The organism is Streptomyces sp. NPDC126499, assembly GCF_040302485.1.
Lineage (GTDB): Bacteria > Actinomycetota > Actinomycetes > Streptomycetales > Streptomycetaceae > Streptomyces.
On record NZ_JBEOUO010000014.1, the window covers coordinates 133965 to 155152 of the forward strand.

General features: G+C 73.4%; 18 protein-coding genes and 1 riboswitch. Of the genes, 13 read left to right on the forward strand and 5 right to left on the reverse strand.

The genetic code is table 11. From position 1 onward, the window contains the following. Positions 1 to 32: 32 nt before the first annotated feature. Entirely contained in the window at positions 33 to 797 is a 765-nt protein-coding gene (locus ABTZ91_RS21905; RefSeq protein ID WP_352078862.1) for a DUF4352 domain-containing protein, read from the reverse strand. 177 nt (positions 798 to 974) lie between these two features. Here ABTZ91_RS21905 and ABTZ91_RS21910 point away from each other — a divergent pair, with 177 nt between their 5' ends. The 4 genes from ABTZ91_RS21910 to ABTZ91_RS21925 all read left to right on the forward strand — a co-directional run bounded on the left by ABTZ91_RS21910 (position 975) and on the right by ABTZ91_RS21925 (position 6158). Further along, a complete protein-coding gene (locus tag ABTZ91_RS21910; RefSeq protein ID WP_352078863.1) occupies positions 975 to 3149 on the forward strand; it encodes an N-6 DNA methylase in 2175 nt (724 codons plus the stop codon). Between the two features lie 167 nt (positions 3150 to 3316). Further along, positions 3317 to 3994 (forward strand): hypothetical protein, encoded by a 678-nt coding sequence (locus ABTZ91_RS21915; protein WP_352078864.1) that lies wholly within the window; start codon positions 3317 to 3319, stop codon positions 3992 to 3994. After that, positions 3991 to 5547 (forward strand): serine/threonine-protein kinase, encoded by a 1557-nt coding sequence (locus ABTZ91_RS21920; protein ID WP_352078865.1) that lies wholly within the window; start codon positions 3991 to 3993, stop codon positions 5545 to 5547. Before ABTZ91_RS21915 ends, ABTZ91_RS21920 begins: the two co-directional genes overlap by 4 nt. Before the next feature lie 203 nt (positions 5548 to 5750). After that, positions 5751 to 6158: a hypothetical protein gene (locus ABTZ91_RS21925; RefSeq protein ID WP_352078866.1), complete on the forward strand. Its 408-nt coding sequence runs from the start codon at positions 5751 to 5753 to the stop codon at positions 6156 to 6158. A gap of 70 nt (positions 6159 to 6228) precedes the next feature. On the opposite strand, the gene ABTZ91_RS21930 is transcribed toward ABTZ91_RS21925, so the two are convergent. Both ABTZ91_RS21930 and ABTZ91_RS21935 read right to left on the reverse strand, forming a co-directional pair. Continuing rightward, complete coding sequence (locus tag ABTZ91_RS21930; protein ID WP_352078867.1) at positions 6229 to 6699, reverse strand: carboxymuconolactone decarboxylase family protein; 471 nt, start codon at positions 6697 to 6699, stop codon at positions 6229 to 6231. Positions 6700 to 6787: 88 nt separating this feature from the next. Beyond that, a complete protein-coding gene (locus tag ABTZ91_RS21935; protein WP_352078868.1) occupies positions 6788 to 9223 on the reverse strand; it encodes a YfhO family protein in 2436 nt (811 codons plus the stop codon). A gap of 140 nt (positions 9224 to 9363) precedes the next feature. Between ABTZ91_RS21935 and ABTZ91_RS21940 the strand changes: the two genes are divergently transcribed. The 5 genes from ABTZ91_RS21940 (at position 9364) to ABTZ91_RS21960 (ending at position 13574) form a co-directional block, all read left to right on the forward strand. Next, positions 9364 to 10320, forward strand: coding sequence for a glycosyltransferase family 2 protein (locus ABTZ91_RS21940; protein WP_352078869.1), 957 nt, complete (start codon positions 9364 to 9366; stop codon positions 10318 to 10320). Then, positions 10317 to 10748: a GtrA family protein gene (locus tag ABTZ91_RS21945; protein WP_352078870.1), complete on the forward strand. Its 432-nt coding sequence runs from the start codon at positions 10317 to 10319 to the stop codon at positions 10746 to 10748. The genes ABTZ91_RS21940 and ABTZ91_RS21945 overlap by 4 nt, the downstream gene beginning before the upstream one ends. A gap of 125 nt (positions 10749 to 10873) precedes the next feature. Further along, entirely contained in the window at positions 10874 to 11716 is an 843-nt protein-coding gene (locus ABTZ91_RS21950; RefSeq protein ID WP_352078871.1) for a tetratricopeptide repeat protein, read from the forward strand. Between the two features lie 200 nt (positions 11717 to 11916). Continuing rightward, positions 11917 to 12555, forward strand: coding sequence for a SurA N-terminal domain-containing protein (locus ABTZ91_RS21955; protein WP_352078872.1), 639 nt, complete (start codon positions 11917 to 11919; stop codon positions 12553 to 12555). Between the two features lie 29 nt (positions 12556 to 12584). Further along, positions 12585 to 13574 carry a nucleoside triphosphate pyrophosphohydrolase gene (locus ABTZ91_RS21960; RefSeq protein ID WP_352078873.1) on the forward strand — a complete coding sequence of 330 codons (990 nt, stop codon included), beginning with the start codon at positions 12585 to 12587 and terminating at the stop codon, positions 13572 to 13574. Positions 13575 to 13689: 115 nt separating this feature from the next. On the opposite strand, the gene ABTZ91_RS21965 is transcribed toward ABTZ91_RS21960, so the two are convergent. Beyond that, on the reverse strand, positions 13690 to 14895 hold the full coding sequence (locus ABTZ91_RS21965; protein WP_352078874.1) for a globin domain-containing protein: 1206 nt from the start codon (positions 14893 to 14895) through the stop codon (positions 13690 to 13692). A 65-nt stretch (positions 14896 to 14960) separates the two neighbouring features. After that, positions 14961 to 15797 (reverse strand): alpha/beta hydrolase, encoded by an 837-nt coding sequence (locus ABTZ91_RS21970; protein ID WP_352078875.1) that lies wholly within the window; start codon positions 15795 to 15797, stop codon positions 14961 to 14963. 243 nt (positions 15798 to 16040) lie between these two features. On the opposite strand from ABTZ91_RS21970, the gene ABTZ91_RS21975 reads away from it, so the two are divergent. The 4 genes from ABTZ91_RS21975 (at position 16041) to eno (ending at position 21169) form a co-directional block, all read left to right on the forward strand. Continuing rightward, positions 16041 to 17291: a cytochrome P450 gene (locus ABTZ91_RS21975; RefSeq protein WP_352078876.1), complete on the forward strand. Its 1251-nt coding sequence runs from the start codon at positions 16041 to 16043 to the stop codon at positions 17289 to 17291. Between the two features lie 119 nt (positions 17292 to 17410). After that, positions 17411 to 18457, forward strand: a complete 1047-nt coding sequence (locus ABTZ91_RS21980; RefSeq protein ID WP_352078877.1) for a transglycosylase family protein — start codon at positions 17411 to 17413, stop codon at positions 18455 to 18457. Positions 18458 to 18715: 258 nt separating this feature from the next. Then, a riboswitch (cyclic di-AMP (ydaO/yuaA leader) is annotated at positions 18716 to 18921 on the forward strand. 3 nt (positions 18922 to 18924) lie between these two features. Continuing rightward, on the forward strand, positions 18925 to 19617 hold the full coding sequence (locus ABTZ91_RS21985; RefSeq protein WP_352078878.1) for a transglycosylase family protein: 693 nt from the start codon (positions 18925 to 18927) through the stop codon (positions 19615 to 19617). A 265-nt stretch (positions 19618 to 19882) separates the two neighbouring features. Further along, on the forward strand, positions 19883 to 21169 hold the full coding sequence (gene eno / locus ABTZ91_RS21990; protein WP_352078879.1) for a phosphopyruvate hydratase: 1287 nt from the start codon (positions 19883 to 19885) through the stop codon (positions 21167 to 21169). Positions 21170 to 21188: the final 19 nt, after the last annotated feature.

A 21188-nucleotide genomic window follows, 5' to 3' on the forward strand; every position in this document is an offset into this window, starting at 1 on the left:
AGCGGGGGAAGGGGCCGGAAGGGGCGGGTAGGTCAGCCGACCTTCAGCTCCCACTGGGTGGCCTTGTGGTCCAGGCCGGGGGCCAGCTCGACCGTGAGGTTCCTGGCGTCGGCGGGGGCGTCGAAGGCGAAGGTCGCGGTGGCCTTCTTGCCGGGCAGGACCGAGCCCTGGAAGCCGGCGGAGACCTTGTCGTCGATGATCTGCTCGGCCGTGACGCCGTCCTTGCCCGCACGGACCTCCGGCAGGGCGAGCGCGGCGTCGAAGGCCTTCTTGCCGGTGTTCTCGAGGGTGATGGTGACCTGGTACGCCTTGTTGCCCTCGGTGTGGCCCACCGCGGACTCGCCCGGGGTGTAGGGCTTCGCGGCGGAGACCGTGACCTTCAGACCGTCGTCGTACGAGGTCGTCTCGCCCGCGGCGAGCGCCTTGCCGGCACCGGCCTTGCCGCCCGGGTCCTTCGGGGCGGCGTCCTGGATGGTCTTGTCGATCTCCTCCACGGCGTCGCTGACGGCCGTGAACGTGATGACCGCGCCGACCACCGAGAGCACCAGGGCCGCGAGGCCCAGGATCGCGCCGGTCAGGGCGACTCCCTTGTTGCCGGCCTCGCCGCGCTTGACGCGGCCCTTGCCGGCCAGGCCCAGGATCAGCGCGATCAGGCCGAGGATGCCCGCCAGCCAGAAGAGCAGCGGGATCAGGCCGGAGAGCGTGCCGATGATGCCGAGGATCAGAGCGGCGGTGCCGAGTCCGTTGCGCAGGGCGGTCGGAGCCGGGGCGTGCGGGAGCTGCGTGTCGTGCGACATGAGTGTGTCCTCCCGGACAGTGAAGATGACTGGCGCGATGGATCAATAACAGCAGAGCCTGTGAACCGAGTCAACACGGTTCACAGGAAATGGATCGGCTCACGCTGTGAAGTGGTGTGGCGGGCGTTCGTCAGTAAGATCGGCGTCACACGTCAGGCGGGACGAGAGGAGCGGCACGTGCCGGAGAGCGCAGCTGAGGTGACCGCCGCGGGCATCGCCCGCCTCGCGGGAGTCGGCAGGGCCGCCGTGAGCAACTGGCGCCGACGCCACGCCGACTTCCCCAAACCGGTCGGCGGCACCGAGACCAGCCCCTCCTTCGCCCTCGCCGACGTCGAGGCCTGGTTGCGCGCCCAGGGCAAGCTGGCCGAGGTCCCGCTCGGCGAGCGCGTCTGGCAGCAGATCGCCGGACACCCCGCCGGCGCCGTCACGGCCCTCGTCCACGCGGGCTGCGCCCTCCTCCTCGTACGGGACCGGGCGGCGGCCTGGCCCACCCTCGCCGCGGCACCCGACGAGCGGCTCGCGGAGCTGCTTCCCGTACCCCTGGAGGAGACGCTGACCGAGCGCTTCGGCGCCGAGCGGAGCGTCCACACCCCCACGGCCCGCGCCCTCGCCCCGTCCGTCCCGCTCCTGCGCGGGGTGGCCGACATGGCGGCCGGGACGGCCCCGCGCGAGGTCTTCGACTTCCTCCTCGGCCGCCATCTGGACGCCAACCCCCGCCAGTACACGCTCACTCCGCCCGGCCCCGCCGCCCTCATGGCGGCGCTCGCCGGCCCGGCGTCCACCGTCCTCGACCCCGCCTGCGGCACCGGCGCCCTCCTCACCGCCACCGCCACCGCGCCCGGCTCCACCGCCACCGCGCCCGGCTCCACCGCCACCGCCACCGCTGCCGCGCCCGCCCCCGGCGGCACCACCCCGGCCCCCACCGCCCTCTACGGCCAGGACGCCGACCCCGACCTGGCCGCGCTGACCGCGCTGCGCCTCGCGCTCGCCACCGACACCGCCGTGGACGTCCGCGTCCTGTCCGGCGACACCCTGCGCGCCGACGCCTTCCCGGCCCTCGCCGCCGACGCCGTGCTGTGCCACCCGCCGTTCAACGAGCGCAACTGGGGCCACGACGAACTGGCCTACGACGCCCGCTGGGAGTACGGCTTCCCGGCCCGTACGGAGTCCGAGCTGGCCTGGGTCCAGCACGCCCTGGCCCGGCTGCGCCCCGGCGGCACCGCCGTCCTCCTCATGCCGCCCGCCGCCGCCTCCCGCCGCTCCGGCCGCCGCATCCGCGCCGACCTGCTGCGCCGCGGCGCCCTGCGGGCCGTCGTCGCCCTGCCCGCCGGCGCCGCGCCCCCGTACGGCATCCCGCTCCACCTCTGGGTGCTGCGCAGGCCCGTGCCCGGCGAACGCCCCGCCGCCGAACTGCTCCTCGTCGACACCGCGCACGAGACCGCCGCCGGCGGCGCGGCGACGGGCGCGGCCACCGGCGGCCGCGACCGCCTGGACTGGGCGGCCGTCGAGAGCGCCGTCCTGGCCGCCTGGCGGCCCTTCGACCGCGACGGCACCCTCACCGAGACACCCGGCGAGAGCCGCGCCGTCCCCGTCATCGAACTCCTCGACGACGACGTCGACCTGGCACCCGCCCGCCACCTCCCGCCGCCCCCCGCCGCCGAGGGCGCGGCCCAGCTCACCGGCGTCCGCGAGCGGCTCACCGAGACCCTGCGCCGCACCCGCGAACTGACCCCGCCGCCCGCCGCCGACAGCGGCTCCGGATCCCTGCGCTGGCCCGCCACCACGGTCGGCGAACTCGCCCGCGCGGGCGCCCTGACCCTGCGCGCCGGCGGCACCGGCGCCACCCCGGCCGGCGCCCCGGCCCCCGTCCCCGTCCTCACCGACACCGACGTCCTCGCCGGCCACGCCCCCTCCGGCACGCTCCCCGAGGCCCCGGCCGAAGGCCCCGCGGAGGAACCCGTGCTGCTCGCCGCCGGCGACGTGGTCGTCCCGGTCCTCGGCGGCGGCTCGGTCGCCCGGGTCGTCGACGCGACCACGGCCGGCGCCGCCCTCGGCCGCAACGTCCACCTCCTGCGCCCCGACCCGGCGGCCCTCGACCCCTGGTTCCTGGCCGGCTTCCTGCGCGCCACCGCCAACAACCGCCAGGCCAGCTCGTACGCCTCCACCGCCACCCGGCTCGACGTCCGCCGCCTCCAGCTGCCTCGCCTGCCGCTCGGCGAACAGCGGCGCTACGGGGAACGGTTCCGGGCCCTCGCCGAGTTCGAGGAGGCGCTGCGGCTCGCGGGACGGCTCGGCGAGCAGCTGGTGCAGGGGATGTACGACGGCCTCGCGGACGGCTCGGTCGCGCCCTGACCGCTGGCCCCTGGCCCCGGCCTCCGGCCCCTGCCGCCCTGCCCCCTGACCCCCTGGCCCGTGGCCCCCTGATCCCGGAACCCGGAACCCCGGGACCGATGTCCGAGGCGGTGTATACGCTCGTCCCCGACAGCAGAGCCATCTCGTCCAGGTGACCAGGAGCAGCCATGTACGGCCAGGGCCACGGCTACCCGCAGCCCGCGCCACCGCAGCGCGGTGTTCCGGCGTCCGTCATCGTGCTGCGGGTGCTCTTCGCGGTGCTGCCGCTCCTCAGCCTCGGCATGCTCACCTGGGTCACGGCGCTGCGGATCGGCCTGCTGACTCGCAGGGTCGTGGACTGGGTCCTGCTCGCGGTGTCGGTGGCCGTCGTCATCGCGGCCTTCGTGCTGATACCGGAGGACGAGAACGACACGTCCCTCCAGGGCGACCTGGTCGTCGGAATGGTGCTGCTCAACGCGGTGGCGTTCACCGCGTACTTCCTGGTGGCGGACATCCGCCACGCCCGCGTCCGTGCGGCCGGCGCGCCGGTGCCGGGCGAGGTCCCGCCGCCGTACAACCCGTACGCGGCGACGGTCCCGCAGCGCCACCAGGGCTACGGCTACCCGCCCGTGGCCCCCGCCGCGCCCGTGACCCCCGTCCCGGCCCAGCCCGTCGCCCCCGCCCAGCCCCTCGCGTCGCCCCCGCCGCACGCCGTGGCCCCGCCCACGACGCCCCCGCAGTTCCACACGCCCCCGTCGCCCCCGGTGGCCGGCGGCGCCGGCCCCGGCACCGGCCCCCGCATCGACGAGGTCCGCGCGGAGCTCGACGAGCTGAGCCGGCTGCTCCGTAAGGACGAGGGGAAGTGAACGGCCGGGTCGTCGGCGGGCGTTACGAGCTGGCCACCCTGATCGGCCAGGGCGGCATGGGCCAGGTCTGGACGGCGTACGACGGCCGGCTCGACCGGCGGGTCGCCGTCAAGCTGCTCAACCCCGCCGCCATCAGCGGCCCCGCCACGGCCGCCGACGAGCTGCGGCGCCGCTTCGTGCGCGAGTGCCGGGTCACCGCACAGGTCGGCCACCCCGGCCTCGTCACCGTCCACGACGCGGGCAGCGACGGCGACGACCTGTACCTGGTCATGCAGTACGTGGAGGGCGCCGACCTCGCCGACCACCTCGCCGAGCACGACCCCTACCCCTGGCCGTGGGCGGTGTCCGTCGCCGCCCAGCTGTGCGCGGTGCTCGCCGCCGTGCACGCCGTGCCGATCGTGCACCGGGACCTCAAGCCGCGGAACGTGATGGTCCGCCCCGACGGCACGGTGATCGTGCTCGACCTCGGCGTCGCGTCCGTCCTCGACACCGACACCACCCGCCTCACCCACACCGGCTCACCCATCGGCAGCCCCGCCTACATGGCGCCCGAGCAGGCCATGGGCGGCGCCGTCGGCCCGTACACGGACCTGTACGCGCTCGGCGTGCTGCTCCACGAACTCCTCAGCGGCAACGTCCCCTTCGCCGGCTCGACCGCGCTCGGCGTGCTGCACCGCCACCTGTACGAGCCGCCCGTTCCGGTGCGCCGGCTGCGCCCCGAGGTGCCCGAGGCCCTCGAAGCGCTCGTCCTGCGCCTGCTCGCCAAGGACCCGCAGGCCCGGCCCTCGGGCGCGCAAGAGGTGTACGAGTACCTGCTGCCGCTCCTGCCGCCGCGCGGCGCGCCGGGGCCGTCGGGTCCGCTCGATCCGACCCGCCCCTTCCGCCGCCCGCACGCCCCCTGGCCCGACCACGCGGTGCAGGCCGCGACGCCTCCCGTCCCGGTCCCGCTCCCGGGCGCGGCGCCGGCTCCGGCGAAGCCGGACGTGGCGGCGGCCGTGGACGAGGTGAAGCGGCTGCTCGGCGAGGGCTCCATCACCCAGGCCGTGGACATCCTCGGCGGCATCCTCCCGGCCGCCGCCGCCGAACACGGCGAGCACTCGCCGGTCGTCCGCATCCTGCGCAAGCAGTACGCGACGACGCTGATGGACGACGGCCAGTACCGCCGGGCGCTCCCGGAGCTGCGCCGCCTCGCCGAGGACCGCGCGGCGGAGGCCGGCCCGGCCGACCCGCAGACCCTCCGGTTCCGCTACGACGCGGCCGTGTGCCTGGAACAGCTCGGCGACCCGTCCGCCGCGCTCGCCGAGTACCGCGCGCTCCTGCCGTACCACGAGCACGGCGCGGAGACGGACCCCGCCCAGCGGTCCCGCGCCTTCGATATCCGGCACCGGATCGGCCTGCTCCAGCTCGCGATCGGTGACCACACGGCGGCCCTCTCCGGCCTCGGCGCCCTCCTGTACGACGTGGAGCGCTTCGACGGGCCCTACCACCCGCTGGCCGCCGATCTGCGCCGTGCGCTCGACCGCCGACGCCAGATGGGCGGCGCGCACGGCTGAGGGCCTTACGCCTGACGGTCCCCCGCCTGACGGTCCCACACCTGACGGTCCTGCGCCTGGCGGGTGCCCGGGGCCTTCTGACGGCTCGGCAGAGTCACGACTGCGCATCTGATTCGGAAACGGAAGGTAGAGGTCCGATTTGGTCGTTTCGCGCTGTGTAACGTGCGCGTCTGATCATGTCCACGCCTTCCAAGGAACCCTTCATGACCACGCCTCAGCCGTCCGACCCGTTCGCCGCTCCCGCCCCGGGCGCCCCCGAGCAGGCTCCCGCCCCGGAGAAGAAGAAGGGCGGGCTGCTGAAGAAGATCGGCGGCATCGTCGTGCTGGTGATCGTCGCCGTCGCCGTGAAGGTCGGTCTGCCGCACCTCACCGGTGACGCCCCGGTCCACGCCAAGGTCGGCGAGTGCGTCACCGTGACCGGCCCGGACGACGCCCCGAAGGTCGACACCCAGGGCTGCGACTCGGGCAAGGCCGCCCTCTTCAAGGTCGCCGCCGTCCACGAGGGCACCTTCGACCTCGGCAAGTGCGACCAGAACAAGTACTCGGCCCTCGCGCAGCAGCTGGGCTCGGACAAGTTCGTGCTCTGCCTCGAAGAGGTCGCGGCGAAGTAAGCAGCCGTACGCAGGAGAGGGGCCGGTCCGACGGGACCGGCCCCTCGCGCATGCCGCCCCGCTTCGGCGCTCAGCCGAACATGCCCACCCGGTACTCGCCCGCCGGCTGCTGCAGGATCACGTTCACGCGGTTGTACGCGTTGATCAGGGCGATCAGCCCGACGAGACCGGCCAGCTGCTCCTCGTCGTAGTGCTTGGCCGCCTCCTCCCACACCTCGTCCGGGACACCGGACCCGTCGGCGATACGGGTGCCCTGCTCGGCCAGCGCGAGGGCGGCGCGCTCGGCCTCGGTGAAGAGCTTCGTCTCGCGCCAGGCCGCGACCATGTGCAGCCGCAGCGAGGTCTCGCCGGCCGCCTCCGCGTCCTTGGTGTGCATGTCCAGACAGAAGCCGCAGCCGTTGATCTGGCTCGCGCGGATCTTCACCAGCTCCTGGGTCGCGTACGGCAGACCCGTGTCCGCGATGGCCTTGCCCGCGGCGGTGAAGTGCTTGATGACCTTGTTGCCGGTCGGGCTGCCGAAGAGGTTGAGTCGGGCTTCCATGGGGGGCTCCTCCGCCGTGCTCGATGTTCGCTACACAGCTACGACGGAGCGCGCCGGGGGAGTGTGACAGGACGGGATGTGACCCGCGTCATACCCTCGACGAGGCGGGCGGATCGACGACCGGCGTACGGGGACGCCTCTCCCCGGCAGGCTCACCGCCCCCGTCGCCTCCGACGTCCCCCTCGCCCTCCCCGCCTCCGCCGCCCCCGTCGCGGGAACGGCGCCGGGCCGTCAGACCCACCCAGACCGCCAGCAGCACCAGCGCCGCCCCGCCCGCCGCCAGGCCCGCCCGCAGGCCGGGGGGACGGAAGGCGCAGCTCACCTCCCGGGCGCCGGGCCGCACCGGGGCCGCCACCAGGCCGCCGTACGACGACGCCGGGCGGCCGTCGCAGGTCCAGCCGGCGATCCGGGGCGCGGACAGGACGAGCGTGCCGGTGGTGCCCGGGCGGAGGAGCGCGTGGACGCCCGTGGACGTCACCCGGATCTTGGCCGGGGCCGCCGCCCGGAGCGCGGCCACGGCGGTCCGCAGACGCCCGTGGTCCAGGCAGGCGAGCTCGACGCCCCCGGCGGCCGACGCGGCCTCCGCGGGGATCTCGGGGCGCAGCCCCGGCACCCGCTGGACGCCCAGGGACACCAGCGCGGCCCGCCACCTGGGGAGTTCGCCCCGGAGCCGGACCGTCACGGGTCCCAGGCGGGCGGTGCCGGTGACGTCGGGCGCCCACAGGAAGGCCTCCGTGCCGACGCGGCAGGCGCCGGTCGGGCCCGGCGGCTCGTAGACGCGGGCGCCCAGGAGGAGTTCCTGGTTGCGGAACGGAGAGGGGCCGTACGCGGGGCCCGGCCCGGACGGCCGTACCGTCACCAGCGGCAGCGCCGGGCCCGTACGGACCAGGGCGCCGTCCCGCCGGCGCGCGCCCACCGCGAACAGGGCGTCGGTGACGGGGTTGTCCAGGCTCTGGAGGTTGCGGCCGCGCGAGGTCCAGCCGGCGCCGAGCGCGGCCATGGTGCGGGTGAGGACGTCGGGCGTGAGGCTGCTGTAGTAGGCGCCGCCCTGGCCGCCCAGCGTCATCGGCTCGTTGGCGGTGGTGTGCGGACGGCCGGAGTCGGTGCGGTACGCGGGCCAGCCGTCCGCCTCGGCGAGGGCGTCGGCGAGCCGGCCGTCGGCGGCGCTCCACGCGGGGTAGTCGTCGAGGCGGCGCAGCCGTTCCCGGTCGCCGTACGCGGTCGTCGCCGCCGCCTGCGCCACCAGGACCCCGACCAGCAGCAGCACGGCGAGCCGGCCCCGCCGTACGAAGAGGACCGCGAGACCCGCCGCGAACAGCGCCCCGCCCCACACCGTCGCCTGCCCGCTGCCCAGGGCCCCGAGGCCGAGGAGGCCGACCACGCCCGCCCCGCCGAGGAGCGCCCGCCGGTCCGGCAGGCCGTCGGCGAGGGCCGCCCACGCGGCGAGGACGAGGACGCCGGCGAGGACGAAGGTCTGGCGGTACGGGCTGCCGTTGGGCGTGGCGAAGACGTGCCACACCAGATGCGTCGGGCCCCACTGGAGGGACAGGGCGACGGCCACGGCCAGGGCCGGCCACCGCCACTCCGTCCGGCGCGGCCCGGGGCGGAAGAGCAGCGAGGCGGCCAGGACCGGGACGGCCGTGCACACGAACAGCGCCGGGGTGGAGAAGCCGTACGTGACGGGCATCAGGCGCGCCGCCAGATCGGGCCCGCTCGCCGCCGCGAAGTCCCGTACGACGCCCGGGTGGGCGTGCCGCGTCCCGAGGAAGACCGGCACGAGCAAGGGCGCCGCGAGCCCGATCCCGAGGAGCACGGTCACCGCGCCCCGGACCAGGACCCGGACCAGGTCCCGCCCGTGCGGCACCGACACCAGCAGCACGAGCGCGGCGCCCAGCGTCGCCATGTACGCGGTGTAGAAGTTGGCGAGCCAGCACGCGGCGACGACCAGCGGACCGAGCAGCGGCCGCCGGCCCTCCCGTACCCACACGCCTACCAGGCACAGCAGCGGGAAGGCGATCAGGCCGTCCATCCACATCGGGTTGTAGACGGCCTCCAGGAGGGCCCAGCCGCACAGCCCGTACGCCGCGCCGAGCAGTCCCGCGCCCCACCACACGCCCGGCCGCGTCCGCGGCAGCGCGCAGGCCATCGCCGCCGCCGCGGCCGCCATCTTCAGGACGGTGATCGCGTACAGCGCGTACGCGAGGTCCGCGCGCGGGAAGAGCGCGACGAGCGGGGCGAACGGGCTCGTCAGATAGGTGCCGAGGTCGGGCAGGAAGCTGGTGCCCCAGCCGGACTGCCAGTTCAGGAGCAGCCCGCCGTCGGCCCGCCCGTGCAGCAGGTCCCACAGCCGGGAGTGGAACGGCAGGAACTGGTTGCCCAGGTCGTTGACGCTGCGCCGGTGCGGGCCGAACGGGAAGGTGCGGGCGACGGCGTCGCCCGCGCACACGGCGACGGCGGTCAGCAGCGCGGCGAGCGCCGGCGCCAGTGGTCCGGGCGGCATCGGCGCCCGGCCGGCTGCACGCATGTTCGGGATCTTCATCGTGGAACGAATATGGCAGCGACCATACCGAAATCGACCGGCCCGCCGGGCAGTTCACGCAATGGTCGCCTGACCGTCACCGACCAAATCCGGGGGCGACATCCGCACCGGCTGTCGTGGCGTGCGTGCTGCTCTCGATCGTGGTCCCGTGCTTCAACGAAGAAGAGATCATCGGTCGCTTCCACGACCATGTGACGAAAGAACTCTCCCGTTTCGACGGAGAATTCGAGATCGTCTACGTGGACGACGGAAGCCGTGACCGTACGCTGCCGCTCCTGGAGGGGATCGCCGCCGACGACCCCCGGGCGCGCTATGTCTCCTTCAGCCGCAACTTCGGCAAGGAGGCCGCCATGCTGGCCGGCCTCCGGCACGCGGCCGGCGACGCCGTCGTCATCATGGACGCCGACCTCCAGCACCCGCCGGAGCTCGTGCACCGCATGGTGGCCCTGCACGCCGAGGGATACGACCAGGTCATCGCCCGCCGCACCCGCACCGGCGACCGGGTCACCCGCACCCTGACCGCCCGCGCCTACTACTGGGCGATCAACCGGCTCGTGGACGTCGAGCTCGTCGACGGCGTCGGCGACTTCCGGCTCCTTTCCCGCCGCACGGTCGACTCGATTCTCGAACTGACCGAATACAACCGCTTCTCCAAGGGTCTCTTCGCCTGGGTCGGATTCCGGTCGACGACCTTCGAGTACGAGAATGCGGTGCGTGAGCAGGGCCGTTCGAAATGGACCTTCGGAAAGCTCCTCAACTACGGCCTCGACGGCCTTCTCTCCTTCAACAACAAACCGCTGCGGGCCGCCGTCTACCTCGGAATGATCCTGGTCGCCGTCGCTTTCGCGTACGCCGCCTGGATCGTCGGTGTCGCCCTCGTGAACGGCGTGGAGACGCCCGGCTATGTCACCCTGCTGGTGACGGTCACGGCACTCGCCGGCGTCCAGATGGTGATGCTCGGCCTGGTCGGCGAGTACGTCGGCCGCATCTACTACGAGGTGAAGCGCCGCCCGCACTACCTGGTGAAGGCGACCAACGCACGCGTCACCACCAGCAGGCAAGAGGAGCTCGTCCGCCGATGACCCGGACCGCCGTGACCTGGCAGGTGGTGCGCTTCGGCCTGGTCGGCGCCGTCAACACCGGCACCTACTACGGCCTCTACCTGCTCCTCGGCCACTGGCTGCCGTACATCGCCGCGCACGTCGCCGCCTTCGCGCTGTCCATGGTCGGCTCCTTCTTCCTCACCTCGTACGTCACCTACCGCACCCGCCCCACCTGGCGGAAGTTCCTCCTCTTCCCCCTCACCAACGCGGCCAACTTCGTCATCACGACGGCCGGCGTCTACGTCCTGGTGGACCTCCTCGGCACCGACACCCGCTACGCCCCCCTGATCGCGGCGGCGGCAGCGATCCCGGTCACCTTCCTGGTCTCCCGGACGATCATGCTGGGACCCGACCACCCCCACGAGCCGACCGACGTCGAGACCTCCGCCAAGGAGCCCGCGCGCTAGCGGAGCCGTCGGAGGGCGGGGTCACGACGGGCCGCCGACGTCACGCGGACAGGGAACGTGCCGAGTCGGCGCGCTACATTGCTGCGATGACTGCGGACCGCGGCTGTCGGGGGGCCTGAGTGAGCGTGAACAGCAATCCGTTGGAGAGGGCCGAAGCCGGCGACGCCGGGGCGATGCTGCAACTGGCCTCGGTGTCCGGTGTCGCCGAGCGGGCCCGATGGCTGCTGCACGCGGCTCAGGCCGAGAACGCCGAGGCGCTGGCGCTGCTTCCCGCAGCCAAGGCTGAGCTGGAGGTGGCGGCACGCGCGGGGGATGTCGATTGTCAGAACGTCCTGGGCGGCGTGTTGCTGGCGTGGGACGAGGATCCCGCCGCTGCGGCCGTCTGGTTCCGGAAAGCCGCCGAGGGCGGAAACAACGAGGCACGGCGGAGTCTGGGGTACCTCCTGATCGAGGGTGCCGGTGTGGCGAAGGACGTCGTCGCGGCCGAGGAGCTGTTCCGGGCGGCTGCGGGAGAAGGGGATGTCATCGCGCAGTACAACCTCGCGATTCTCCTTCTCGACGAGCTGGGACGTCCCGACGTGAGGGACGAAGCCCTGTCCCTCCTGGAATCCGCCGCCCGGGGAGGCGTCGACGAGGCGGCGGTCCGGCTCGGCGACGAACTCGACGCGGCCGGAGACGCGAACGGCGCCCACCGTTGGTACGAGGCTGCCGCCCACGCGGGCAACACCGATGCGATGTTCGCGGTGGCCTCGCGCTACCGGGACGGGATCGGGGTCGCGGTGGACCGGTCGCAGGCGGTCAGGTGGTTCCTCGACATGCTCGTCGCGCACCGCTTCGAGGGGATCCACGAGATCTTCGCCATGGGTGAGTCCGTGAGCGACGAGGAGATCAGCCGGGGCGGCCGGATCGGCGGCAGGCTCGCGGAGGCGGAGAAGCTCGTGGAGATGCGCAACGCTCCATCGTCCTGACGCTCCTCCGGTGCGGAGACGGGCTCGGCCACGGCCCCCGGACGATCATGCGGGGACCCGACACCACCCGAACGCGTGAGTCGTTGACCGATTCAACTGAGACAGTCGCTTCCAAGTAGTGGCCCGCGCCACGGCGACTGCCTAACATCGATCACCGCACGGTCGTTCCACTGACGCACGACCCACGCCGGGAGGCTCCTTTGCACCGCCGCACTGCGCTCTCCGTCTCCGCCGCCGCGTTCCTCGCCGCGGCCCCGCTGCTCACCGCCTGCGGCAGTGACGCCCACCCGGGCGCGGCGGCCGTCGTCGGCGGGCAGCGGATCGAGGTGTCCAGCCTCCAGGCCCAGGTGAAGGACGTCCGGGCCGCCCAGAAGGCCTCGCCGCAGGGCGCGCAGCTGCTCAGGGAGAGCGGGGACCTCAGTCGGCAGAAGCTGCACGGGATGATCTTCGACCGGGTGGTCGCGAAGGTCGCCAAGGACAACGGCGTCACCGCCAGCCGCGGTGAGATCCAGCGGACCCGTGGCGACTTCGCCCGCCAGAGCGGCGGCGAGGAGCAGATGAAGGCCGTGCTGCTCCAGCAGCAGGGCGTCGCGCCGGACGAGATCGACGACGTCGCCCGCCGGGCCGTCCTCATGAACAAGATCGCCGCGAAGCTGGGCGTCACCGACAGCCCCGAGGGCCAGAAGAAGCTCACCGACGCCTTCAGCCGGGCCTCCAAGGAGCTGCGGATCGATGTGAACCCGCGCTACGGCGCCTGGGACGACGACAAGATCCAGCTCGCCGCGTACACGGCGCCGTGGGTACGGCAGATCAGCAAGGCCCCGGAGGCCGTCGCCTGAGCCCTCGGGCCGCGACGTAAGGTCGAGGGGTGAACACTGACGCCTCCGGTCCCGGCCCCGGCCGCATCGTCCTGCTCACCGCCAGCCACCGGGTGGCGCCCGGACTGCTGTCCTGGCCCGCCTGGCAGGCGCTGCGCGCGGCCGACCGGGTGCTGTGCCCCGACGCCGCTCACCCCCAGTTGCCGTACCTGCGGGAGGCGGGGGTCGCCGTCGAGCTCTTGCGGCCATCCGCCGAGGAGCTGGTCGAGGCCTGCGCCGGCGGCCGGACGATCGTGGTGCTGCCGGCCGGCGAGGGGGACCGCGCGCTCACCGACGGGCTCGCGCGGATGGCCGGCTCCGGCCGCGTCGCCATGCCGGACCTGGAGCTGCTGCCCGGCTCGTACGACCTGCCGGGCGCGCGGCTGCTCGACCTCGTCCAGGTCATGGACCGGATCCGCCGCGAGTGCCCCTGGTCCTCGCGGCAGACCCACGAGGGGCTCGCCAAGTACGGCATCGAGGAGGCGTACGAGCTCGTCGAGGCCATCGAGGACGGCGACCGGGAGGCGCTGCGCGAGGAACTGGGCGACGTCCTGCTCCAGGTGGTCTTCCACGCGCGGATCGCCGAGGAGGACGAGGAGGAGCCGTTCTCGGTGGACGACGTGGCCGGGACGATCGTGGAGAAGCTGATCCACCGGCATCCTCACGTCTTCGGTGACGCGACAGCGACCACGCCGGAAGAGGTCAAGGAGCACTGGCGGCGCACCAAGGCCGTCGAGAAGCAGCGGGAGTCGGTGACCGACGGGGTGCCGCTCGGGCAGCCGGGCCTCGCCCTCGCGGCCAAGCTCGCGAACCGGGTGCGGACCGCCGGCCTCGACGTGCCGCTGCCCGCCGGCGACGGCATCGGCTACGAGCTCCTCGCCCTCGCCGTACGGGCGGAGGCCGCCGGCGTCGACCCGGAGGCGGCCCTGCGGGCGGCGGGCCGGCTCTACCGTGACGCCATCCGCGCGGCGGAGGGCGTCGGTCCGGCCGACCGGGACTGACGGCTCCCGGCCCGCGTTCCTCGGCCCCGGCCCGCGTTCCTCGGCCCCGGCCCGCCTTCCTCAGCTCCCGGCCCGCGTCTCTCGGCCCCCCGCCGCCCCGCCCCCGTACGCGACGTCACGCGTACGGCTCACGCGGCGCGCGGGCCGCCGGGTCGTGCCAGTGCAGTGGGGGCGGTTCGATCAGCCATTCCGCGCGGCTGCCGGGGCGCTGGGCGAACCGGCCCACGGCCGGCAGGCGGTCGTGGAAGACGCGGGCCGGGTCGGCGCCGAGCTCCTCCAGTTCCTCGGCGACCTCGGTGAGGAAGGCGGGCGGGCCCGCGAGGTAGACGTCGTGGGCCGGCCAGTTGAGGGAGGACCGCAGCGCCTGGACCAGCCGCTCGGTGGCCTGGTCGCGGGGGCGGCAGGGCGCGGCGGTGATGCAGGTGACGTGCAGCCCGGGTATGAGCGCGCTCAGCCGCTCGGCGTCGGCCCGCCCGTACAGGTACTCCTTCGCGCGGGCCACGAGGAAGAGCCGCCCCTCCAGCTCCGGCTCGTCCGCCGCAGCCTCTTCGAGGAGCGCGCGCACCGGTGCCCAGCCGGTGCCCGCCGCGATGTAGGTGCGCGGTTTGCCGGGCGGGGTACGGGCGGTCAGCGCGCCCCCCGGGCTGCTCAGCCGCAGGGTCTCGCCCACCCGGAGGGTGGAGGTCAGCGCGGTGCTCATCAGCCCGCCGGCGACCCGGCTGACGTGCAGGTCGACGGTGCCGTCGGGGCGCGGCGCGTTGGCGAGGGAGTAGGTGCGCCAGACCCGGGGGACGTGGAGCGTGCTGACGCTCGCGTACTGGCCGGGCAGATACGGGTAGGGCTGCCGGGGCCGCAGGGTGAGCAGGGTGAGGTCGTCGCCGTACCGTTCGTGGCGTACGACGTCGGCGTCCCACCAGGCGGGCTGCCCCGCCCGCGCCGACTCCTGGGCGCCCGCCTTCATGAGGTCGGCGACCAGCCCGTACGCCTCGGTCCACGCCTTCTCCGCCTCGACCGTCCAGGCGGCCCCGGCCGTGTGCGCGAACGCGGCCAGCAGGCTGGTGCCGACCGCGCTGTAGAGCGCCGGCGTGGCCAGGAACCTGCGGTGGTCGCGCCCCAGCTGCCCCAGATACCCGGCGAGCCCCGGGTCCTCCAGGCGGGTCACCACGTGCGTGAGCGCGGCGAACAGCCGGTCGCGCTGCGGGGCCATGTCCTCGGGGAAGAGCTCGCGGACGCCCGGGTTGTGCCAGAAGAGATGGGAGTAGAAGAAGGTGACGGCGTGCTCCGCCCGTCTCTCGACGACCGCGAACGTGCTTCTGAGCAACTGGGCATCCACGCCGTGAATCTAAGCCACGGAGTGTCACCGCACGCCCGGACGGCGGTAGTTCGTCAGGACACCGCGCCGCCGAAGAAGTCGATCAGGGCCGGGGCGAGGACCCCCGGGTCGATGCCGTGCTCCTGGCCGGGGAAGACCCGCAGGGTGTAGCGCTCGGACGTGGCGGCGAGCTCCCGGGCGCCGGTCAGCATGTGCGGAGCGCCGGCGTCGCCGCTGCCGACGAGGACGGGAACGGTGACGGACGCCCAGCGGTCGACCGGCAGCGGGCGGCCGGACATGGTGTCGCCCATGATCCGGCCGTCGTAGGGCAGCGTGTGGGCGACGGCCTCCATGCCGGACCAGAAGGGGGCCTGCCGCATGCCGGCGACGACCTCGCCGGGCAGGCCGACCGCCGCCGTCAGGAAGTAGGCGACGGCGTCCCCGTACGCCTCCTTCGCCACCAGCTCCGTCAGGTGCTCCACGTAGTCGGCGGGCAGCGGCGGCCGGCTGGCGTCGGTGACGAAGGGCGGCTCGTACAGCGCGAGACGGGTCACGGCGCTGCCACGGGCCGTGGCCTCCAGGGCGAGGACGGCGCCGGACGACATCCCGAAGACCATCGCCGAGCCGCCGGCCGGGCCCTCGACGAGCGCGTCGAGGTCCTCTATCTCGCGGACGACGTCGTACGGCGCGGTGTCGCCGCTGTCGCCGCGGCCCCGGCGGTCGTAGGTGAGGACGGTGAAGCGCTCGGCGAGCAGCGCGGCGAGGTCGGCGGAGTCGCCACGCGTCATGAAGGCGCCGCCGACGAGCACGACGGCGGGTCCGGAGCCGCGCAGCTCGTACGCGAGGGTGGTGCCGTCGGCGGAGACGACGGTGCCGGTGGTGCCCTTGCTTCCCGCGCTGTCCGTGGTCATGAGAATCCCTTCCCCCCGAAGATCATGGTGAGGCCGACGGTAGTACGGCCCACTGACAACGCCCGCCCGCCCGCCCGGCCGTCGGTGCGCCGCCCGCCCGCCGCCCGGTGCGGTGCCGGCGAGGGGCCCGCATCGGGCCCGCCGCCCGCCCGCACCTCCCGGCACCGCGCCCGCCCGTCGGTCCGCAGGCCCGCCCGCCCACTGCCCGTCCGCCCCACCCCCCACGCCTTGTACGGTCGGTGCATGAGCACGCCCCCCGCGCCCGAGCTCTTCACCTGGGAGTTCGCCACCGACCCGTACCCGGCCTACGCCTGGCTGCGCGAGCACGCGCCCGTGCACAAGGCCACCCTCCCCAGCGGGGTGGAGGCGTGGCTGGTGACCCGGTACGCGGACGCCCGGCAGGCGCTGGCCGACCAGCGGCTGTCGAAGAATCCGGCGCACCACGACGAGCCGGCGCACGCCAAGGGGAAGACGGGTATCCCGGGGGAGCGCAAGGCGGAGCTGATGACGCATCTGCTCAACATCGACCCGCCGGACCACACCCGGCTGCGGCGCCTCGTGTCGAAGGCGTTCACCCCGCGGCGGGTGGCGGAGTTCGCGCCGCGCGTGCAGGAGCTGACGGACCGGCTCATCGACGGCTTCGCGGAGCGGGGGAGCGCGGACCTCATCCACGAGTTCGCGTTCCCGCTGCCCATCTACGCCATCTGCGACCTGCTCGGGGTGCCGCGCGAGGACCAGGACGACTTCCGGGACTGGGCCGGGATGATGATCCGGCACGGCGGAGGGCCGCGCGGTGGGGTGGCGCGGTCGGTCAAGAAGATGCGCGGCTATCTCGCGGAGCTCATCCACCGCAAGCGGCTCGACCCGGCCGACGACCTCATCTCCGGGCTCATCAGGGCCTCGGACCACGGGGAGCACCTCACCGAGAACGAGGCCGCAGCGATGGCCTTCATCCTTCTCTTCGCCGGGTTCGAGACGACGGTGAACCTGATCGGGAACGGGGTCTACGCGCTGCTGCGCCATCCGGAGCAGCGCGAGCGTCTCCAGGCGTCGCTCGCCGCCGGGGAGCGGGGCCTCCTGGAGACCGGGGTGGAGGAGCTGCTGCGGTACGACGGGCCGGTGGAGCTGGCGACCTGGCGGTTCGCCACGCGGCCGCTGACGATCGGCGGGCAGGAGATCCCTGCCGGTGACCCGGTGCTCGTGGTGCTCGCGGCCGCGGACCGGGACCCGGAGCGGTTCGACGCGCCGGACACGCTCGACCTCGCGCGGCGCGACAACCAGCACCTCGGGTACGGGCACGGCATCCACTACTGCCTGGGGGCGCCGCTGGCCCGTCTGGAGGGGCAGACGGCGCTCGCGACCCTGCTGACCCGCCTGCCGGACCTGCGACTTGGCGTGGAACCGGAGGAACTGCGGTGGCGCGGCGGGCTCATCATGCGGGGACTTCGCACCCTTCCGGTGGCCTTCGCCCCGGAGGGCACCACCGCCCGCTGACTGACGTTCCGTCAGAAATGTGATCTTCGCGTGATCGGGGCTGCATCGGCTTGTGACTTCCGTTCGAATGCCGCTACGTTCACCCGCAACCTCAGCAGTCACGCGAAAGGCTCTTTCGTATGCGCTCCGGAAACGGACGTCACCGCAGACCCCGCCAGGCTCCCGCTCTCGTCGTCGCCGCGGGTGTGACCGGATCGGCCATGGCGCTGCCGTTGCTCGCCGCCGGTTCCGCCTCCGCCGCCGACGCGGCGACCTGGGACCGGGTCGCCGAATGCGAGTCGGGCGGGGCCTGGAGCGCCAACTTCGGCAACGGGCTCTACGGTGGGCTGCAGTTCACCCAGGAGAGCTGGGAGCGGCACGGCGGCCTCGCCTACGCCCCGAGCGCGGACCTCGCCAGCCGCGCGCAGCAGATCGCGATCGCCGACAAGGCGCTCGCCGCCGGCGACACCCAGTGGGCCACCTGCGCCCCGATCGCCGGCCTCACGAACGACGGCAAGGTGCCCGCCGTCGACCCGGGCCCCGGTGTCACCCCCAAGAAGCCCATGGGGCCCGTCCCCGAGTCCAACCGCACCGACGGCCTGCCGGCCGACACCACCACCGGCACCGGGACCGCCGCGCCCTCGGCGCCGGCCACGACCCCCGTCGCGCCGACCTCCCCGACCTCCCCGGCCGCCCCGTCGACGGGTCCCTCGACGGGCTCCCCGACGGCGCCCTCGACCGGGTCCCCGACCGCGCCCACCACCCCCGTGACCCCCGGCAGTCCCGTAACGCCCGGTACGCCCGTAACACCGGACGTGTCCGTTACGCCGGGTGCGCCGGGTGCGCCCGGCTCGCCGGGCGGGACCGCCCCCGGCACCGGCAAGCACCGGGGTGACGCCGCGACAGAAGAACCGGGCATGACGGACACGGGCTCCGAATCCGGGCGCCATGCGGCACCGGCTGACGGGGCGACGGGCGGTGTGACCGGCGACCATTCGGACAAGGCGGACGAATACACCGTCAAGCCGGGTGACAGTCTGTCGGACATTGCGCGGGAGAACGGTCTCCTCGGCGGCTGGAACGCCCTCTACGACGCCAACAAGGAGACGGTCGGCTCCGACCCGGATCTCATCCTCCCTGGTCAGAGCCTGGAACTGCTGCCCGAACCGACCGTGCTCGGGGAGTAGTTCGGGGGCTAATGTCCGTTCTGTGCGAGTGAGACATGGGTCTCTCTTGTCGAACGGGCGTGTCACGTCCGCAAACTTTGCTCGCGCCGCCGCTCACCTGCGCAAACGCCACCTGACGGGGTGCAAGTAGGGGCGATTTTCCCGGCTTGATGGTCTTTGAACTTCCCCCGGGTCTGTGTCTACGGTCGTGACCGCTCGCCACCGCGGGCCCCACCGACCGGGAACGCCGAATCCTGCCGCCGGTCGATGGGAACAGTCGTCGCGCAAGCGCCGAAGGCAGGAGCGGGGGACCCAGGTAAGTCGCCGGCCCCGGCCGCCCGAGACGGGCGGCCGACGACCGGCTTGGGGTGAAGCCGCGTGCACGTCACGCGGCCGGGCAATTCCTCCCGGGTTCCGACGGAACCGGGGAGGCCCCATCGGCCCGAACCCGACAGCTCACCTCGCAGGCGTCGGTGAGGGAGATTTCCATGCTGCTTTCCGGCAAGGGCAAACACCGTCGTTCCTCCAAGGCCACCCGCGCCGTCGCGCTCGCCGGTGCCGCCGGTGTCGCCATCGCGGCCCCGCTGATGGGCGCGTCCTCGGCCTCGGCCGCCACCGCCTCCGAGTGGGACGCCGTCGCCCAGTGCGAGTCCGGCGGCAACTGGTCCATCAACACCGGCAACGGCTACTACGGCGGCCTGCAGTTCTCGGCCTCCACCTGGGCCGCGTACGGCGGCACCGCCTACGCCCCCACCGCCGACCAGGCCTCCAAGTCCCAGCAGATCGCCGTCGCCGAGAAGGTCCTCGCGGGCCAGGGCAAGGGCGCGTGGCCGAGCTGCGGCGTGGGCCTGTCCAGCGCCTCGTACGACGGCGGCTCCGCCGAGCAGGCGCAGCCGCGGCCGGAGCGGAAGGCCGAGCAGCCGACCACCCGCAGCGAGCAGCGCACCGCGCCGAAGAGCACGGCCAAGAAGAGCGAGTCGAAGCAGACCGTCACCACCCCGACCGGCAAGAAGGTCAAGAAGGGCGACGGCGAGTACAAGGTCGTGACCGGCGACACGCTCAGCAAGATCGCCCAGGCGCACGGCGTCGAGGGCGGCTGGGAGAAGCTCTTCGAGCTGAACAAGGACGTCGTCCAGGACGCCGACCTCATCTACCCGGGCCAGCAGCTCCACCTGAAGTAGTCCGGGCGACTGCCCCCTCCCCGCGGTGACCACCCCGGCCCGGAGCGCCCTTCCCCCGTGCGCTCCGGGCCGGGGTCTGCCCTTTCCCGCCCTACCGATGAGTAGGTAGGGGGCTTTCGTCCCGGGATGCATGCCCTCGGGTCCTTTTTCGTCCCAGGGGGCGGGCGCCCGGCTGGCCGGAGGCCCCCGGGCGGTTAGGCTCTTGTCGCAAGGCGAACGAGACCTTGCCGCATGCGTCACAACCAGCGTCACATCCCAGAAGGAGATGCTCGTGCCGTCCATCGACGTCGTCGTAGCCCGGGAAATCCTGGACTCCCGAGGCAACCCCACGGTCGAGGTCGAGGTCGGCCTCGACGACGGCAGCACCGGCCGTGCTGCCGTCCCGTCCGGTGCCTCCACCGGTGCGTTCGAGGCCCTCGAGCTCCGCGACGGTGACCCCAACCGTTACCAGGGCAAGGGCGTGGAGAAGGCCGTTCTCGCCGTCATCGAGCAGATCGGCCCCGAGCTGGTCGGTTACGACGCCACCGAGCAGCGCCTGATCGACCAGGCGATGTTCGACCTGGACGCCACCCCGGACAAGTCCTCCCTCGGCGCCAACGCCATCCTCGGCGTCTCCCTCGCCGTCGCGCACGCCGCCTCCGAGGCCTCCGACCTGCCGCTCTTCCGCTACCTCGGCGGCCCGAACGCGCACCTGCTGCCCGTTCCGATGATGAACATCCTGAACGGCGGCTCGCACGCCGACTCCAACGTGGACATCCAGGAGTTCATGATCGCGCCGATCGGCGCCGAGTCCTTCTCCGAGGCCCTGCGCTGGGGCACCGAGGTCTACCACACCCTGAAGAAGGTCCTGAAGGACAAGGGCCTGTCCACCGGCCTCGGCGACGAGGGCGGCTTCGCCCCGAACCTCGGCTCCAACCGCGAGGCCCTCGACCTCATCCTCGAGGCCATCAAGCAGGCCGGCTACGTGCCCGGCAAGGACATCGCGCTCGCGCTCGACGTCGCCGCCTCCGAGTTCTACAAGGACGGCTCGTACGAGTTCGAGGGCAAGTCCCGCTCGGCCGCCGAGATGACCGAGTACTACGAGGAGCTCGTCTCCGCGTACCCGCTGGTCTCCATCGAGGACCCGCTCTTCGAGGACGACTGGGCCGGCTGGAAGGCCATCACCGAGAAGCTCGGCACCAAGGTGCAGCTCGTCGGCGACGACCTGTTCGTCACCAATCCCGAGCGCCTCGCCCGCGGCATCGAGGAGGGCTCCGCCAACGCCCTCCTGGTCAAGGTCAACCAGATCGGCTCGCTGACCGAGACCCTGGACGCCGTCGAGCTCGCCCAGCGCAACGGCTTCAAGTGCATGATGTCCCACCGCTCCGGCGAGACCGAGGACGTCACCATCGCCGACCTGGCCGTCGCCACCAACTGCGGCCAGATCAAGACCGGCGCCCCGGCCCGCTCCGAGCGCGTCGCCAAGTACAACCAGCTCCTGCGCATCGAGGAGATCCTCGACGACGCGGCGGTCTACGCCGGCCGCAGCGCCTTCCCGCGCTTCAAGGGCTGATCCGGCGGAAGCCCGGTTA